This is a genomic window from Nocardiopsis sp. NPDC006938 (genome assembly GCF_042869555.1).
In the GTDB taxonomy this organism is placed as follows: Bacteria; Actinomycetota; Actinomycetes; order Streptosporangiales; family Streptosporangiaceae; genus Nocardiopsis.
In genome coordinates this window covers 181,340-197,394 of sequence record NZ_JBIAGA010000004.1, presented here as the reverse complement: position 1 = coordinate 197,394, position 16,055 = coordinate 181,340, and the positions used below count along the sequence as shown (strand labels likewise).

Sequence of the window (16,055 nt, the reverse complement as noted above, 5' to 3'; positions counted from 1 at the left end):
GCCTGGTTGCGGCCCGGGGACCCCGGACACCACCCCGCGACGAGCCCGAGGAACACCGTTGAGCATCACCGCCCTGACCGCCCGAGCCTTCCGCGTGGTGGCCGTCTTCGAGGCCTTCACCTGGGCCGGGCTCCTTGTCGGCATGTACGTCAAGTACCTCGGAAGCGGCAGTGAGCTGGGCGTCCAGATCTTCGGGCCGGTGCACGGCGGCGCGTTCATGGTGTACGTGGTGCTGACCCTGGCCGCCGCCTACCGGCTGCGCTGGGGCGTGTGGCCGACCCTGGTCGCCCTGGCCGCGTCCGTGCCTCCGCTGGGCACGCTGCCCGCCGACTGGTGGCTGCACCGGACCGGGCGCCTCACCGACCCCGCCGCCCGCACGACCGTCCCGGACGACGCCGGTGGCGCCGCGGAGGAGCCCGCCCGGGTCTCCTGACCCGCCACACCGGCCACGGGGCCCTCCCCTACCTCCGGGGACACTCTGATACCAGAGGAGAACCGGGTCCCCTCCTGTCCGGTACCGGACAACGGAAACTCCCAAGTGACCCTTTGCGTACCGCGAGTCCGCCATGTTCTGGTGAACGGGCACGTCACGGCTCCTACGCAGAAGGGACCCCCATGCCGTACCCACACGGCCCCGACCGGCGCGCCGTCCTCCGGGGCGCCGCCGTCGCCTCCGGCACGGCGCTGGCCGGAGGCGCGTTCGGCGTCTCCACGGCGCACGCCTCCGTCGGAACCGGCGCCGCCGCCGAACCGGCGATGTACTTCCGCGCCGACTGGAACGCCCGGCCGCCCACCACCCCCGTCCAGGTCCTGGCCACACCGCCGAGCTTCGTGGTGGTGCACCACACCGCGACCCCCAACGCCACCGACCACTCCGAGGCGCACGCGCTGGCGCTGTCCAGGTCCATCCAGAACTTCCACATGGACAGCAACGGCTGGGCCGACGCGGGCCAGCAGTTCACCATCAGCCGCGGCGGCCACGTGATGGAGGGCCGGGACCGCGCCGTCCCCGCCGCCCGGGAGGGCAGCCACTGCGTGGGCGCCCACGTGGCGAACAACAACAGCACGTGCGTGGGCATCGAGAACGAGGGCACCTACATGGAGGAGGGGCCCACCCAGGCCCTGACCGGCTCCCTGGTGGCCACCCTGGCCTGGCTGTGCGGCGCCTACGGCCTCAATCCGCATGAGGCGATCCTGGGACACCGGGACTTCAACGCCACGGCCTGCCCCGGCGACGTCCTCTACGCGATGCTCCCGGAACTGCGCGACGCCGTCACCGGCGTGCTGCTGGCGGCGGGGGCGGAGATCGGCACGCGCACGGTGCCCCGCGAGGACCGCCCCTCCTACCCGCCGGTCCCCCGGGACGAGCCCCGGCGCGCGTTCGAACACGGACCCGGCCGGGGTCCCGACGACATCACCCGCTGACCGCACCGTGAGGACGTCTCCCCGTTCGGCGTCACTCACCGGGTGAACCATCGTCAGGGGGCGGTGCCCGTTCCAAGGGGCGCCGCCCCCTGACACGTGTCGGCCGCGCGCGGGCGCGGACCAGCCGACCGCCGCGCTGGTGGACTTCCTCCGGCCCTGCTGGTCTGGGGCGGGCGGAACGCCTGGATCGCGCCGGAACGCTCCCGGGAGCCGTGCCGGACCCGATGATGGACACGCGTGCGGACGGTGCGGCAGGGTGACCGGAGACGGTGCCCTCCGGCACCGGCGGCCACGAGGTTCAGGGAGTGCACGCATGTCCCAACAGGTCCAGGGTGTGATCTCGCGCGCGAAGGGCGCACCCGTCGAACTCACCACCGTCGTCGTCCCCGACCCCGGCCCCGGCGAGGCCGTGGTCCGGGTCCAGGCCTGCGGGGTCTGCCACACCGACCTGCACTACCGTGAGGGCGGCATCAACGACGAGTACCCCTTCCTCCTCGGCCACGAGGCCGCGGGGGTCGTCGAGTCCGTGGGCACCGGAGTCACCCACCTGGCACCCGGCGACTTCGTCGTCCTCAACTGGCGGGCGGTGTGCGGAGAGTGCCGCGCGTGTCGGCGCGGTCGGCCCCAGTACTGCTTCGACACCCACAACGCCGACCAGCGGATGACCCTGCTGGACGGCACCGAGCTCTCCCCCGCCCTGGGCATCGGCGCGTTCGCCGAGAAGACCCTGGTCGCCGCAGGTCAGTGCACCAAGGTCGACCCCGCCGCCTCCCCCGCCGCCGCGGGGCTGCTCGGGTGCGGGCTCATGGCGGGCATCGGCGCCGCCGTCAACACCGGCGGGGTGACCCGGGGCGACTCGGTGGCGGTGATCGGCTGCGGGGGCGTGGGGAGCGCGGCCGTGGCCGGGGCCCGAATGGCCGGAGCAGCCCGGATCATCGCCGTCGACTTGGAGGAACGCAAGCTGGAGTGGGCGCGCGGGTTCGGCGCGACCCACACCGTGAACGCCCGGGAGGCCGACCCGGTGGAGGCGATCCGCGAACTGACCGGCGGCTTCGGAGCGGACGTGGTGATCGACGCGGTCGGTCTTCCCCAGACCTACGAGCAGGCCTTCTACGCCCGCGACCTGGCCGGGACCGTGGTGCTCGTGGGGGTGCCCACTCCGGAGCAGCGCCTGGACCTGCCGCTCCTGGACGTGTTCGGTCGCGGCGGGGCCCTGAAGTCCAGCTGGTACGGGGACTGCCTGCCCTCCCGCGACTTCCCCATGCTGGTCGACCTGTACACCCAGGGCAGGCTGGACCTGGACGGGTTCGTCACCGAGGAGATCGGGCTCGGTGACGTCGAGGAGGCGTTCGCCCGCATGGAGCGCGGCGAGGTACTGCGATCGGTGGTGCGACTGTGAGTGACACGCGAGTGGAACACCTGACCACCTCCGGGGTCTTCACCCTGGACGGCGGCTCGTGGGAGGTGGACAACAACGTCTGGTTGGTGGGTGACGACGACGAGGTCGTGGTGGTGGACGCCCCGCACGACGCCGAGGCGATCGTCGCCGCGGTGGGCGGTCGCCGGGTGGTGGCGGTGCTGTGCACCCACGGCCACAACGACCACGTCAACGCTGCCCCGGCCGTGGCCGACGCGACCGGCGCCCCGATCCTGCTGCACCCCGGTGACCGCGTGCTGTGGGACATGACCCACCCGGACCGGGCGCCGGACGGCGACCTCGCCGACGGCCAGACGGTGCGGGTGGGCGGCACGGACCTGACCGTCCTGCACACCCCGGGGCACGCGCCGGGGGCGGTGTGCCTGTACGCCCCGGAACTCGGTGTGCTGTTCAGCGGCGACACCCTGTTCCAGGGCGGGCCGGGGGCGACCGGGCGGTCCTTCTCGGACTTCCCGACCATCGTGGACTCGATCCGCACCCGCCTGCTGACCCTGCCCGAGGAGACGGTCGTCAACACCGGCCACGGCGGTTCCACGACCATCGGGGTGGAGGCCCCGCACCTCCAGGAGTGGGTGGACCGGGGGCATTGAGCACGTCCCGGGACCGGGGGCCTCGGTCAGGACGCGGAGGTCCGCTCCGTGCACACCTGTTCCGAGGGGGCGATCTCGTCCACGCTGAGCACCGCGATGACGATGAAGCAGTACTCCCGGCCCGGGTCGAGACCGCTGACCCGCGCCTGCCCGGAACCGGGTTCGGCGTCGGCGAGGTTGCCCGGCGTCTCCCCCGCGACCCCGCCGACGACCTGGTGGGCGGCGGCAGGGTCGGAGTTGTCGGTCCAGCTCACCGTCACGGTGTGCCCGGCGTCGTCCAGGGTGACGCCGCCGGGCGCGGCATCCTCGACCAGCCCCGCCGGGGGCGCCGCGCCGCCGGAGGCCTCCCCTCCGGTTCCGGAAGGTTCGGCCGCGTCGCCGGGGGTCCGCGCGGCCTCGGGTGAGGCGACGGCGTCCGGTCGGAGCTGGCGCAGGAGATCGCCCCCGGCGCTCGGGCGCAGGATCGCGACCGCCCCCAGGGCGACGGCGACGAGGGCGATCGCGACGACGGTGACACCGATGAACAGCGGGCGCCGCGCGGCGGGCCCCTGAGGACGGGCACCGACCTCCTGGGGACGCGGCGGCTCCGGCGGGGTCGGCTCCGGCGAGGTCGGCTCCCGGTGGGGTGTCCGTCCGGTCCCGGCCCCCTCCGGGGGCGCGGGGGCATCGTCGACCGCCGGCGCTGCGGGGGCGGAGGTCCCCGCCCAGCCGGGCAGGGCGGCCCAGGCGATCTCGGGATGGTCCGCCAGGAGGCTCGCCGCGGAGGCCGGAGCGGGACCGGCGTCGCCGGAGGGTCGCGAACCCGGCCCGTGGTCGCCCTCCGGCGGGTGGGAGTCGGCCTGTGGGGCGTGCTCAGGGCCGGAAGGACCGCCGGAGTCGCCCTGGACGTCACCGGGCGGGGTCGGTGTGGTCTCGCGTGCGGCGGGGGTGGTGACGGCGCCCGGTACCGTCGCGCCGGTGGCGTCGCCGGGACCGGCGACCGCGCCGGGCACACCCCACGGGTTGGCTGGCGCGGAGGGCACGGGCAGCGGCCCCTCGGCGGCGGAGGGCTCCGGGGCACGCTCCGAGTGCGCGGGGGACGCGGGGGCGTCGGGCTCCCGTCCCGCGTCCCCGGCGGCGGCCCGCTGGCCCGCACCACCCGGTACCGCGACCGCGCCGGGCACGCCCCAGGGGTTCGCGGCGGTGTCGGTCGTCTCGGGTTCCGGCCCGGCACCGGCGGGCGCACCCGCCTGCCCTCCGGGCCCCGAGGGCGCCCCCTCCCCCGCCCCGGCCCCTTCCCCGGCCAGGTCGCGGGCGAGCTCGGCCGCGCTCGGCCGACGGTCCGGGTCGCGGGACAGCACCCGGTCCAGGAGCGCCCGCAGCCGCCCCGGCAGGTCGGCGCGCGGCAATCGGGGTGCGTCCTCCGAAAGGGCCCTCTCCCGGTAGGCGAACGGGTCACCGACCTCCCCCGGCCCGCGCGCGAAGGGCGGATGCCCGGCGAGCAGAGCCCAGAGCACCGCGCCCAGCCGGTAGGTGTCGGAGGCGGGGGTCAGGGGGTGTCGGCCGCCCAACGCCTCCGGGGACGCGTACGCCACCGCGACGGGGTCCAGTCCGACGGGTTCCGCGCGGCCCTCCACCGGCAGGACACCGCCGACGTCCGCGAGTACGGCCCCGCCCGGGGCGCGCAGCACGTTGGCGGGCTCGACCCGGTGGTGCAGCAGCCCGCGTTCGTGCAGGGCGGCGAGCGCTTCCGCCACCGCGCGCCCCACGGCCAGGACCTCCGCGACCGGGAGCGGCCCCCGGTCCGCCATGGCGGACGCGTAGTCCCCCTCCGGGTGGAGGTCCATCGCGACGAAGGCCCGACCGGACGAGGTGCGCCCCCCGCCCACGGCCCGGACCAGCCCCGCGACCCCGGACAGCTCGACCAGTCGGTCCACCTCACCGGCGCCCGCGTCGTCGCGCATGACCTTCAGGGCGACCGGAGCCCCGTCGCCGTCGCGCCGCGCTCGGTAGACGGTCGAGGCCGCCCCCCGGTACAGGACTTCCGGGGAGTGGAACCCCGGTGCCAGCCTGTCGTGCCGTTCCTCGCCGCTCATCGGCGTCCTCTCCGTTGCCGGTCCCGCCCGGGAGCGTCACGCCACACCAGTGGCCGGGGGTCGAACCACCAGGTGAGTCTCCTGGCCCGGGGCCGTGACCCGCGCACCGCGCGCTGGTGGTCCCGCACGGCCCGCCCGGCCTCCCCTGCCACCCGGTCGTCGACGTCGACCCCGCCGCCGAACCCGACGCTGTTCACCGCTCCGGCCAGGCGGTCGAGCCGGTCCGGCGGGGCGTCCGGAACCAGGGCGCGCGCGGCCGCCACGGTCTCGGTGACGGTGGCCCCGGCCTCCGGGACGGCCCCGGCCAGTCGGAGCGTGTCGCGCAGTTCACGCCAGGCCCCCAGGACCCGCGGGGCCGGGGGCCCCGAGTCCAGGCGTGCGGCGCGGCGCCCGAACCGAACCACGGGGACCGCCAGGACCAGGGCGAGCAGTCCGGCCGCGCCGGTCAGCACGAGGGGGACCGCACGCGACTCGTCGGGTCGGGTCCGCTCGGACTCCCCGTCCTCGGTGGCGGGGGACGCGTCCAGCTCTCCGGCCTCGGGGCCGTCCGCCTCCGGTCCGCTCTCGGGGGACTCGTCGGCACCGGCGTCGTCCCGCCCGCCGGGAGTGACGTGGTAGGGCACCCAGCCCACCCCGTCGAAGTACACCTCACCCCACGCGTAGGCGTCTCCGGTGCGTACCTCGTACACGTCGCCGCCCAGGTCTGTCCCGGGCGCGAACCCCACCGCCACCCGGCTGGGCAGCCCGGCGGCCCGTGCCAACAGGGCGAAGGCGCTCGCGAACTGTTCCGAGGTCCCCGATCCGCCCCGGCCCCCGGGCGCGGCCAGGACCGCGTCGACGTGCGCGTAGCCGTGCCCGCCCGCGGACTCCGGGTCGAAGGTGTGGGAGTCGCGCAGGTAGTCGGCGATGGCCCGGGCGCGGTGGTGGTAGTCGCCCTCGGCGGCGATCTCGGCGACGACCTCGTCGAGGATGGGCGGAGCTCCCGGAGGCAGCTCCCGGTAGAGCTCGTACACGTCGCCCACCGGCGGGGCCGACCCCGACAGGTCGACCCCCGACCAGTCCGCCACCGTGCCGACCACCTCGTAGTCGCGTCCGGCGACGGCGCCGTCCCTGGTGACGACGGTGCCGGTGAGGGCGTCGTAGCCGAGCGAGTCGAGATCGACCCGGCGCGGCGCGCCCACCACCGGTGCCCAACTGCCGGGCAGGTCGTCGCCCACGCTGACACGCGCGGTGACGTCGCCGTCCGCTCCGGGAGGCGGCGGGACCGGCGCGGGCAGGACCCGGTCGGCGTTGCGGTAACCGCTCTCGGGGAGCCAGGTGGTGCCGGTGAAGTCGGCGAGCGCCACCCAGCGCAGTTCGACGGGCTGGTCGGACTCGACGGTGAGCAGCGGCTGGTCCGGTTCGGCGGCCCATCCCGGGAGGTAGCTGAGCGGGTTCCGGGCCTGTTGCGGGTCCATCGGCGGGGCGAGCACGGCGCGCGGATCGCCGGGTTCGGCGGTCCAGCCCGAGAGCAGCACCGGCCCCGCGAACACCGCCAGTGTCGCGGTGAGGAGGCAGAGGAGACCGGTGACGGCCGCGTCGCGGACCGGGGAGGGGCCGGCGGGGCGTTGGTCCACCTGGATGCCCAGGGCCGGTGAACCCGTGTCGCCGCCCGTCGCCGTTGCCGACCGCGTGGTCATGACGAGGACCGCCGCAACGCCGATGAGGCCGATCGCGGCGAACCCGGGCGGGGCGACCGGACCGTTGAGCACGACGGCGCCCACGAGCAGCACCAGGCCCGGCAGCAGAGCCAGCCCACGGCGTTCGGCCCGCCAGGCGAGGGCGGTGGCGGTGCCGGTGACCCAGGTCGCGAGCAGCGGAAGGGCGAGCGTGTCGACGGTGAGCGGGGTCGGCGCCGTGCTGGTGAGGATGCGCGCCCCCGAGTGCAGCAGCGCCTCACCCGCCCCGAGCAGGACACCGTCCCCCTCCCCCGGGACCCACGCGGCGGCGGCCACCACACCGGCCAGCGGCAGGGGGACACCGGTGAGCACCGCGCGGAGCGCGCTGTACCGGGCCCGCAGAAGGAGCGCGACCGCGACCGACACCGCGGAGCACACCGCCAGCACGGCCAGGAGGACACCGGAGGAGGCGTAGGAGGCGGAGACCACGACCCCGCCCGCCGCGGTGGACAGGACCAGGCCCGCGCGGGCCGGGAGCGTTCCCGGGAAGGAGGGGGCCGGGCGACCGGGTGGAGCGACCCCTTCTGGGGCGGGGGCGGTCATCGTGGCCATGGTGCCTCGTTCCAGCGATCCGCGAAGGACGCCGCGTCCGCCGCGGCGACGAGCCTGACGGAGTCGGGCGCGGGAGGCGGTACCCGCTGGCCGACGACCACGGCGACGAGGCTGGGGTAGCGGTCGGACAACTGGCCGAACAGACGCAGGTCCGTGGCGTCGGCGGTACCGCTGACCAGGATGGCCGTGTCGCCCTGGCTCCGGCTGCGGGCCAGGTGGAGGGCGTCGGCCAGGTCCGTTCCGGTGGTGGGAGCGGCCTCGGCGAGCAGGTCGAGCAGTGGGGGCAGACCACCCCCGCTGTCCCTGCCGCGTCCGCTGACCAACCGCAGTTCGCAGTGGAGCGAGGCCCGTACCCCGGTGGCCAACAGCGAGGCCGCGGCCCCGGCGACCTCGTCCAGCCGTTCGTCGGCACCGGACGCGGCCCGGTCGTCGACGATCACGCACAGGCGTGTCTGCGAGGTGTCGACGTACTCGCGTACGACGAGTCGGTCCAGGCGGGCGGAGCTGCGCCAGTGGACATGGCGCAGGTCGTCGCCCGGGGCGTAGTCGCGCAGGGTGTGGAAGGTGAGCGTGCCGGCCTTCGCTCCGTCGACCTCGCCGTCCGGGTCGGCGACGCTGCCGACCGGCACCGCCCTCAGGTACTGCCACGTGGGATGGACCCACACGTGGTCGGTGCCACCGTGGGTGCGGGTGCTCCGCGCCAGGCCGAGGGGGTCGGAGCGGCCCGCCCGCAGGGGGCCGAGCTCGATCAGGCCGCGCCGAAGGGGCTGGAGCCAGTAGTCCGACCCCCCGGAGCCGCCGCCCCGCAGCGGGGCCAGGGGCACGTCGTGTTCCCCGTCCGGGCCGACCACCCGTTCGCTGATCCGCACGCCCCGGCGGCCGGTGTTGCGCGCCCGCATGTGGACCCGCACGGAGCGTCCCGGAGTCGTGCGGGTCCCTCCGGGCAGTGAGCGGGTCGTGGTCACGGCGGCGGGTCGGCCCGCGAACAGGGTCGCCGCCGTCACCGCGAGGAGCGCGAGGGCACCGAGCAGGGCGAGTTCCTGGTAGTCGGACAGGATGCCCGCGGCGAGCAGTGACGCCCCCGCGACGGCCACCAGCCATCCCCTCGTGGTCGGCATCAGCGGGTCGCCGTCGCCCCCGGCTGTCCCGGTTGGGGGGCCGGGGTGGCCGACAGGATCTCGTCGAGCACGTCGACACCGGTGCGACCGCCCACGGAGGCCTCAGGGGAGAGCACCAGTCGGTGCGCCCACACCGGCTGCGCCAGGGTCTTGACGTCCTCCGGGGTGACGTAGGGGCGGCCGGAGACCAGGGCGAGGGTCCTTGCCGTGTGCGCCATCGCGACGGTGGCCCGGGTGGACAACCCGACGCTGAGCGCGGGGTGGTCGCGGGTCGACCGGGCCACGCGCAGCACGTACTCGTACACGGCGTCGTCGACGTGGGCACGACGGGCCGCCTGGCGCACGCGTTCCATCCGTTCGGCGTCGGTGTGGGCGGGCAGGGCGTCCGGCGAGGTGAGGCGGTCGCCGCGCATGATGGCCAGTTCGGCGGCGGGGTCGGCGTATCCCACGGTCAGCCGCATCAGGAACCGGTCCAGCTGGGCCTCGGGCAACCGGTAGGTGCCCGACATCTCCACGGGGTTCTGAGTGGCCACCACCAGGAAGGGCGCGGGGACCGTGTGGCGTACCCCGTCCACGGTGACGGCGCCCTCCTCCATGACCTCCAGCAGCGCGGACTGGGTCTTGGGGGAGGCGCGGTTGATCTCGTCGGCGATCACGACGTTGGCGAAGACCGGCCCGGGGTGGAACTCGAACTCCCGGGTGGCCTGGTTGAAGACGGTCACCCCGGTCACGTCCGAGGGCAGCAGGTCGGGGGTGAACTGCACCCGCCGCCAGACCCCGTCGACGGTGGAGGCGACGGCGCGGGCCAGGGTGGTCTTGCCGGTACCGGGCACGTCCTCCAACAGCAGGTGCCCCTGGGAGAGCAGGGCGACCAGGGAGAGCCGCACCACCTCGGACTTACCCAGGAGCGCCGACCCGACGGAGGAGGCCATCGCGTCGAAGGCGTCCGCATGGACCGCCGCCTCGTCCGTCGAGAGCGGCACGGAGGGAGCAGCGTGCAGGGTCACGGGGGTGTCCTTCGGGTTACGGAAGGCGGGTCAGGGAGTCTGCTCCGGGCCCGCGGGGTGTCGCTCCTGGGGGACGAGCGGGGTGTTCGGGTCCTGTGTCTGGGTCTGATGCCCGCGCTGCTCGTTGAGTTCGCGCTGGGTCTGGAAGGCTCCGTAGACCACGATCCCCGCCGCCAGGACGGCGGCGACGATCAGGCCGACGACGACGGAGGGCCACACGTGGTGGCGCCGGCGCCAGTAGCGGCTGGAACCGTACAGCAGGGCGGCACGCAGCTGCCGACGCCGCAGGGCGTCGGCCTGGAGGACGTAGCGCTCGGTGTGGGGGGTGGTCTGGAACGCTTCGGGGAGCGGGGTGGGGGCGGGGGGTTCGGGATGGGCGCCAGCGGGCCCCGGGTCCGGGGCCCGCTGGTGTGGCGGGGCCCCCGGCACACCCTGGGTGCCGTAGGGGGTGCTCACTCGAACAGGTTGTCGAGGTAGCTCTTGGTATCGCGGTAGCCGTCCACCGTGCCGTCGACGGCGTCGATCATCCTGGAGAAGCCCCGGTTGGTCATCTCGAAGGCGATGTCGAACTCGGCCGCCCTGTCCTGCAGGGCCTTCTCACCGCCCTCGAACTTGCTGATGGTGTCCTTGGTCTGGGTGTTGATCTCCTGCATGATGGCCTTGAAGTAGCCCAGGTACTGGCGCTGGTCGGCGCTCAACTGGTCCAGCGCGTCGATGTCCGCGCCGACCTCGTACTTGTTCACGCCCATGGCGTCCTCTCCCCCGCTTCGCTGTTACGAGATCTTCCGGCTCAGGTAACTGAGCTCGTTCTGGGCCTTGGAGAAGTCCTCTTCGCTCTGGACGTCCGCAGAGTTGATCTTCTCCTGACCCAGGTTGAGGTTGACGCCGTACTTGTTGCACCACTCGACGAGCGCCTGGAAGCCCGTCACGAGTTCGGCCTGGCCCTGTCGGTAAGCCCTGAGCGCGCTGCCCTGGAGCGCCTGACCGTCCTGGTCCAGGACGTCGATCAGGGACTGCATGCGGTCACTGAGGCCACGGCTCTGTTCGTCGAGGCGTGCCCCGCCCTGCGACATGGAGTTGGTTTCGTCTGAGGCGACGTTGTTGGCCACGTGTCCCTCCTCTTCCCCTCGGCTCCCCCTGGCCCGCGCTCGACGCCGGTGTCTCAGGGGCGCTCGATCCGTGTGTTCGGGGGAGGTCTGTTCACGGTCACAGATCACGACTCGAACCGGAAAGTAGTGAAGGTCGCGCCCCCTGTCAACGGAAAGTGGCGTTGGGAACGCAGTGTGACCGGAAGAGGACACATTCTCATCGCCCAGGCCCTCACGAGCGTCCCACAGAGTACCGGCACCCTTCACAAGGGCGCCCATCGACACTGCCATCCACCTGGGGCCCGGACCCGGAGCCCCCAGAAGCGACGAAAGGCGGACCATGACCGACTCGGAGGTCGGAGCCGACACCGATGAGGCCCGAGCCGCGGCGCGGATCGCCCAAAGGGTGAGCGGCGCACTGGACGGGGTCACGCCCAGCTTCGAGACCACGGCGGACCTACTCGACGAGGCCGCTGTCGAGGCCAAGATCAACGGCGCCTTCTCCAAGTACTTCATCGACCACAAGCAGGATGTACAGACAGTCGAGAAGAACGGCACGACCATCGCGCACAATGTGGAGGCGGCCGCTCAGCGTATCTCCGACACTGATCACGAGGCAGAGGAGGGCTTCGATCACCGTCCCCTCACCCCGCACGACGCGGGGGTCCAGGATTACGACACCACCCGCCTCCTTCGTGAGATCAACCGCTTCAACCAGTACCCCGCCTGAACCGATTGCCCCCATCCAGCCGAGCACGGAGGAACAGGTACATGCACGACGCGTCAGGCGGCCCCGGTCACACGTTCGAGTTCGATCCTCCCAACACCGGCGTGCAAACCTTGGTTCTGCGCATTCAGTGCGCCACCGCATGGAACCTCGCCCGCCGGATTCTGGGCGACGCGGATGCGGAGCACACTTCCCTCACCAACGCGGCGAAGCAGTTCTCCGATCTCATCAGCGATGACATCAGTTCCGCCGCCTCCTACAACGAACAGGAGTGGCGCAGGGCTTGCCTGGTGTTGACCTATTCGGCCGGCGTGGCGAACTATTGGCTTCAGGACGTGATCGACTTTCGGGAAAGTCGATCTGAACTGATTCGCGACTACGCCAAGGCCGAAGCTGTTCTCAGGCAAATACACCAACCACTCTTCAAGATCAATACTTTCCTCGCAGTCGACGAGGACGTCCTGTCCTCCCACAGAGAAGCTTTCAACACCGCCGCGGCCACGCTCCTACGTGACTACAACAGGCGGGGGGACGACCTCAAGGACACCTTGATAGAAACGGCGCGCGAACGCGCGACCATGCTCGAGGAGGGTCCTGAGACGAAGAATCTGAAGGAAATGGTGGAGGCTGGCGTTCTCGGCTGGAGCGCGTACAACATCCTCGGAGCACACGAGGACATCCCCCTCCCCGTCACGGAGGCCGAAGCCGTAAAGTTGTCGCGGGAACTCGAACCCTACCTGAACGGGGACAAGGAACCGAATGATCGCTTCTACGAGATCCTCGCTACCATAACGGCGGTCAGCACCAGGGCCGCCCTCCTCCAAGAAGCCAACAGGTCTCATTTCGGGAATCCTCGGAACTTGGGCGAGGAGGAGATCGCCTTCCTTGAGAAGTTCTACGAGGAGCTGGAAGGCATGACTCCACACGGCATCGTACGCATCGTGCCGTGGCTGGAGGGAGACGATGGACCGGAATGGAATCCGGAGCAACGTCGGGCCTTCATGTCGAGCGTCGCCGACGGCCTGATCACCCTGTCCGACGAGGGTATAGGCGGAGGCCAGGACAAACTCCCCAATAGCACTCAGAGGCTGGCCAACGGCCTGCCCGCAACTACGTGGGAAGAGGACAAGGGACGATTTGATTGGTTGAGCGACAAGGTCTTCGAGAATGGCCTGAGACCGTTCACCGAATCCGCCCTCGGAATCCATGAACTGGGCTGGAAGCCCACGGGTTCCCTACAGTGGCTCCAGGACGCCGTGGAATTCAGCGACTTGATACAGCACACCTCCACCGACCTCCATGGCGGAACTGAATTCTCCGCCAATCTCACATTGAGCACGGGCCACCACATTGACAACATCACAGGTGATGTACTGAAAGAACCTAGGTCGCACCTGGACGAGCTTCTGAAAATCAACCTCATCGAGGATCCACAGATACCACTATCCGATCTCCTGGACGTGACCACAAGGAATGAGCAGGCCAACTACGACATCCTCACCGGAGAGCGGAGTCACCCCGGCCATGATATCGATGACCCCCGCAGCGAGGGCATGCCGGAGTTCAAGGAGAACTCGCAGGCACTTCTGGGCCTGTACGCCCACAACTGGGATGATGACGGAAAGGCTGTCGCGGGACTCACCGACTGGATTCCGGAATTCGCCCAGGGAACGCCAGAACAGGCACAGATGGCCGGAGAGGCAACCGTCGCCCTCATGGAGACTCTTGCGGGAGGAGAACACGGACAACCTTTTCATGACACGCACGAAGTCGACAGCTCCGACCACAACCGGGCAGTCACCGAAATCAACCCCAAACTCACCGAGTCCTTCAACAAAATTTATCTGACATACGAAGATGACTTTATCCTGAACAGTAAAACCAACGAGTACGGAGCTGTTTCATTTTCCGACGAAGGACTCCTTCTACATACGTCTGGAGAGAACGCCCTTCAGCTCACTCGCAACACAAAACAAGGATTTCTTCAGTTACTGATAGCTGACGACGACAACGTGGCATCAATAGTCGCGGCGACCGAACTCCTGGAGCTCCGTACTATCGACGCTGCCATAGGAAACACCACGGAAGGCGCCGCTGGCATGGCAGGCGCCAAAGTGAGCACTCTACGCAACCTCGTCCACAACGCCATGATCGCGGAGTACGATTCTCGCGACATGGACAGCGAGGACGCCAGACAGCGCGCAGCCGATGAATGGCAGACCTCCTTCAATATCCGCGTGGCCATTAACAACGGACTCCTCGGAGAAATACCCTATGCAGGAGGAGTGGCAGCCAGCACCGGAGAGGTCGCGCTCCGTTTCAATGAAGTCTCTGACAAAGAAAAATTTCTGGAGGAGTGGGACGAGGATGCACGGAAACGGGAACAGGAGCGGAAACAAGAATGGGAGTCAGAGCATGGCGAGGACGCACCGTCCACAGATTTCGTCAACACTGATGGCGCCAACTTCCACGCACAACTCCAACTGCTCCAGATTTACCTGGACCGCGATGCGATCGACCCGCAGACCCTGAAGGAGAAGGGATTCCTCCCAGACCAACATGACGTCGACAAGGACCCCGTGCATCCCGCCGTCGTGGAGACAGTATCCGAAAACCCTGAAGGAAACTTCCCCCGACTGGTCAAGCTTCTCGAGGAGGCCGGTGAAACTTCTGAATTGAGCGGAGGACACGAGGACTGGGTAAAGGACTATCTCGAATGGGTGGAAAAGTCCTACTACCCGGAGGTCCACGTACCGAAGTCACTGAAGCAATGGTGACCGGAATCCGGGTGTCCTCCTCGATGAGGCGATGACGAACCACCACGTCATCGGGCTCACGGCGGTCAGCCGCCGATGCGGACGGTGGAGACCGCCTCATACACGCCCAGGGACCAGACGGCGGCCACGCACATCCCGGCGACCACCGCGATCTCCACCCCGTTGAGCAGGCGGCGCAGCGAGGCCCTGGGGACGTCGGTCAGACGGATCGCGCTCAGCGCGGCCACCGCCACGCACGCCACCAGGACCACGGCGGGCAGCGCCCCGGCCAGGGCGGGATGGGCCGTCGTGGCGGCCACCCCGGTCACGGCCAGGCCCAGCACACCGGTGAGGCGGACCGGCAGCACGTGGGACACCCGGTCGAACAGGCGGGACCGCATCAGCAGGGCGAGCGAGACCAGGGCGGCCAGAACCAGGTCGCGGCGCCCGTCACCGGTGAGGGCCAGCAGGCCCACGGAGAGCGTCGCGGCGACCGACACCCCCAGGATGGTGCCGGTCAGCATGCGGTCGCTGTTGGCCAGGCTCTCCTCGAAGCGCTGGTTGTCGGTCTGGCCCACCTGACGCACCTCGTAGTCCAGCCCCGACAGGCCGCCCAGGGCCAGCGCCATCCGGGGCAGCGCCCCGATGCCCAGGGCCAGTAGGACGGCGAGCAGGCGCACCGCCATGGGCCCGTCGGTGAACAGGCCGAGCCCCACCAGCAGCACCAGTGAAGCGGTGACCACGCTCAGCCCGGCCAGGTAGGGCAGCAGGCGGTGGGCCAGCGCCCAGCCGCCGACCGAGGCGGCCAGCGCCCCGAAGCAGGCGAACAGGACGGTCACGATGGGCGTGGGAGCCGTGGCGCCCACGCCCAGGACGGCCAGCACGGTGGTCAGGGCGCCCCATCCGCAGGCGGCGGACTGCGCGGCGTGGGCCACGCCGGGAAGGTCGCGGGAGCCGGCCAGCCACACCGCGCCCAGCGCCGTCAGCAACCCGAGGACGGACACCGCGAGGTCCAGCGGCGAGGAGCGGACCAGGACCAGGGCGACCATGACCAGCAGCGGCCCCAGGGCGGCGAGGGACAGCCCGAAGCCGAGCGTGGTGGTGGGTTTCCACAGCCACGCGCGCTCGTCGACGCGGTCCTCCACCGTGCCGCGCACGTCGTCCACGAAGGACGGGCGGTCCGGTGCGGTCACCCGGTCCAGAAGGAGGACGTCGCCGTCGCGCACGCCCGCCTCCACGAGCGAGCCCTCGGAGGGGATCGGGGTGCCGTCCACGGCGACCAGGTTCCAGCGGGCGGACCGCAGGCCGTCGTCCGCCGGGGAGCACACGCGCACGACCTGCGGCATCAGCGCCGCCACGGACACCCCTCCCGGCAGGACGAGGTCGGCCCACCGATCCGGTCCGGTCACCGTGACCCGGCAGTATCCGCTCACCTGGGGCTCCCCGCGTTCGTCGTCGGTCGTGATCGGCGCGCGGCCGCCCGGGGGCGGGTGCGAACCGCAGACCCCGCGCGAGGATCTCACCGGGCCGTGGCCCGGTTGTCCACAGACCCGGTGACACC

The 16,055-nt window shown here is 71.2% G+C and carries 14 protein-coding genes; 6 read left to right on the top strand and 8 right to left on the bottom strand.

All coding sequences use genetic code 11. The annotated features are described in order from the left end of the window. Positions 1 to 58: 58 nt before the first annotated feature. The 4 genes from ACFYL4_RS08305 to ACFYL4_RS08290 all read left to right on the top strand — a co-directional run bounded on the left by ACFYL4_RS08305 (position 59) and on the right by ACFYL4_RS08290 (position 3,453). The gene (locus ACFYL4_RS08305) at positions 59 to 433 is read left to right on the top strand and encodes a DUF3817 domain-containing protein (protein ID WP_387517454.1); all 375 of its coding nucleotides are present in this window, start codon (positions 59 to 61) and stop codon (positions 431 to 433) included. Between the two features lie 182 nt (positions 434 to 615). Beyond that, entirely contained in the window at positions 616 to 1,425 is an 810-nt protein-coding gene (locus ACFYL4_RS08300; protein ID WP_387517452.1) for a peptidoglycan recognition family protein, read from the top strand. A 313-nt stretch (positions 1,426 to 1,738) separates the two neighbouring features. After that, entirely contained in the window at positions 1,739 to 2,824 is a 1,086-nt protein-coding gene (locus ACFYL4_RS08295; protein WP_387517450.1) for an S-(hydroxymethyl)mycothiol dehydrogenase, read from the top strand. Further along, positions 2,821 to 3,453 (top strand): MBL fold metallo-hydrolase, encoded by a 633-nt coding sequence (locus ACFYL4_RS08290; RefSeq protein ID WP_387517448.1) that lies wholly within the window; start codon positions 2,821 to 2,823, stop codon positions 3,451 to 3,453. The genes ACFYL4_RS08295 and ACFYL4_RS08290 overlap by 4 nt, the downstream gene beginning before the upstream one ends. A 26-nt stretch (positions 3,454 to 3,479) precedes the next feature. Here ACFYL4_RS08290 and ACFYL4_RS08285 read toward each other — a convergent pair whose 3' ends face one another. The 7 genes from ACFYL4_RS08285 to ACFYL4_RS08255 all read right to left on the bottom strand — a co-directional run bounded on the left by ACFYL4_RS08285 (position 3,480) and on the right by ACFYL4_RS08255 (position 11,032). Continuing rightward, on the bottom strand, positions 3,480 to 5,528 hold the full coding sequence (locus ACFYL4_RS08285; RefSeq protein ID WP_387517446.1) for a protein kinase: 2,049 nt from the start codon (positions 5,526 to 5,528) through the stop codon (positions 3,480 to 3,482). After that, positions 5,525 to 7,798 carry a transglutaminase-like domain-containing protein gene (locus ACFYL4_RS08280; protein WP_387517444.1) on the bottom strand — a complete coding sequence of 758 codons (2,274 nt, stop codon included), beginning with the start codon at positions 7,796 to 7,798 and terminating at the stop codon, positions 5,525 to 5,527. The genes ACFYL4_RS08285 and ACFYL4_RS08280 overlap by 4 nt, the downstream gene beginning before the upstream one ends. Continuing rightward, positions 7,786 to 8,916, bottom strand: coding sequence for a DUF58 domain-containing protein (locus ACFYL4_RS08275; protein ID WP_387517442.1), 1,131 nt, complete (start codon positions 8,914 to 8,916; stop codon positions 7,786 to 7,788). Before ACFYL4_RS08275 ends, ACFYL4_RS08280 begins: the two co-directional genes overlap by 13 nt. Continuing rightward, positions 8,916 to 9,848 (bottom strand): AAA family ATPase, encoded by a 933-nt coding sequence (locus ACFYL4_RS08270; RefSeq protein ID WP_387517797.1) that lies wholly within the window; start codon positions 9,846 to 9,848, stop codon positions 8,916 to 8,918. The genes ACFYL4_RS08275 and ACFYL4_RS08270 overlap by 1 nt, the downstream gene beginning before the upstream one ends. Positions 9,849 to 9,953: 105 nt before the next feature. Beyond that, positions 9,954 to 10,379, bottom strand: a complete 426-nt coding sequence (locus ACFYL4_RS08265; RefSeq protein ID WP_387517440.1) for an ABC transporter permease — start codon at positions 10,377 to 10,379, stop codon at positions 9,954 to 9,956. Then, positions 10,376 to 10,672 (bottom strand): hypothetical protein, encoded by a 297-nt coding sequence (locus ACFYL4_RS08260; protein ID WP_387517438.1) that lies wholly within the window; start codon positions 10,670 to 10,672, stop codon positions 10,376 to 10,378. Before ACFYL4_RS08260 ends, ACFYL4_RS08265 begins: the two co-directional genes overlap by 4 nt. A 24-nt stretch (positions 10,673 to 10,696) precedes the next feature. Beyond that, positions 10,697 to 11,032 (bottom strand): hypothetical protein, encoded by a 336-nt coding sequence (locus tag ACFYL4_RS08255; RefSeq protein WP_387517436.1) that lies wholly within the window; start codon positions 11,030 to 11,032, stop codon positions 10,697 to 10,699. A 319-nt stretch (positions 11,033 to 11,351) separates the two neighbouring features. Between ACFYL4_RS08255 and ACFYL4_RS08250 the strand changes: the two genes are divergently transcribed. Next, entirely contained in the window at positions 11,352 to 11,741 is a 390-nt protein-coding gene (locus ACFYL4_RS08250) for a type VII secretion target (RefSeq protein ID WP_387517434.1), read from the top strand. A 41-nt stretch (positions 11,742 to 11,782) separates the two neighbouring features. Next, on the top strand, positions 11,783 to 14,515 hold the full coding sequence (locus ACFYL4_RS08245) for a hypothetical protein (RefSeq protein ID WP_387517432.1): 2,733 nt from the start codon (positions 11,783 to 11,785) through the stop codon (positions 14,513 to 14,515). 65 nt (positions 14,516 to 14,580) lie between these two features. Here the strand turns inward: ACFYL4_RS08245 and eccD are convergent, their stop codons facing one another. Beyond that, a complete protein-coding gene (eccD, locus tag ACFYL4_RS08240) occupies positions 14,581 to 15,927 on the bottom strand; it encodes a type VII secretion integral membrane protein EccD (RefSeq protein ID WP_387517430.1) in 1,347 nt (448 codons plus the stop codon). Between the last annotated feature and the right edge of the window lie 128 nt (positions 15,928 to 16,055).

Bases quoted from the DNA above. Each gene is read 5' to 3' on its own strand.
- ACFYL4_RS08300 (WP_387517452.1), top strand. From the start codon at position 616: ATGCCGTACCCACACGGCCCCGACCGGCGCGCCGTCCTCCGGGGCGCC.
- ACFYL4_RS08295 (WP_387517450.1), top strand. From the start codon at position 1,739: ATGTCCCAACAGGTCCAGGGTGTGATCTCGCGCGCGAAGGGCGCACCC.
- ACFYL4_RS08285 (WP_387517446.1), bottom strand. From the start codon at position 5,528: ATGAGCGGCGAGGAACGGCACGACAGGCTGGCACCGGGGTTCCACTCC.
- ACFYL4_RS08280 (WP_387517444.1), bottom strand. From the start codon at position 7,798: ATGGCCACGATGACCGCCCCCGCCCCAGAAGGGGTCGCTCCACCCGGT.
- ACFYL4_RS08275 (WP_387517442.1), bottom strand. From the start codon at position 8,916: ATGCCGACCACGAGGGGATGGCTGGTGGCCGTCGCGGGGGCGTCACTG.
- ACFYL4_RS08270 (WP_387517797.1), bottom strand. From the start codon at position 9,848: ATGGCCTCCTCCGTCGGGTCGGCGCTCCTGGGTAAGTCCGAGGTGGTG.
- ACFYL4_RS08260 (WP_387517438.1), bottom strand. From the start codon at position 10,672: ATGGGCGTGAACAAGTACGAGGTCGGCGCGGACATCGACGCGCTGGAC.
- ACFYL4_RS08250 (WP_387517434.1), top strand. From the start codon at position 11,352: ATGACCGACTCGGAGGTCGGAGCCGACACCGATGAGGCCCGAGCCGCG.
- ACFYL4_RS08245 (WP_387517432.1), top strand. From the start codon at position 11,783: ATGCACGACGCGTCAGGCGGCCCCGGTCACACGTTCGAGTTCGATCCT.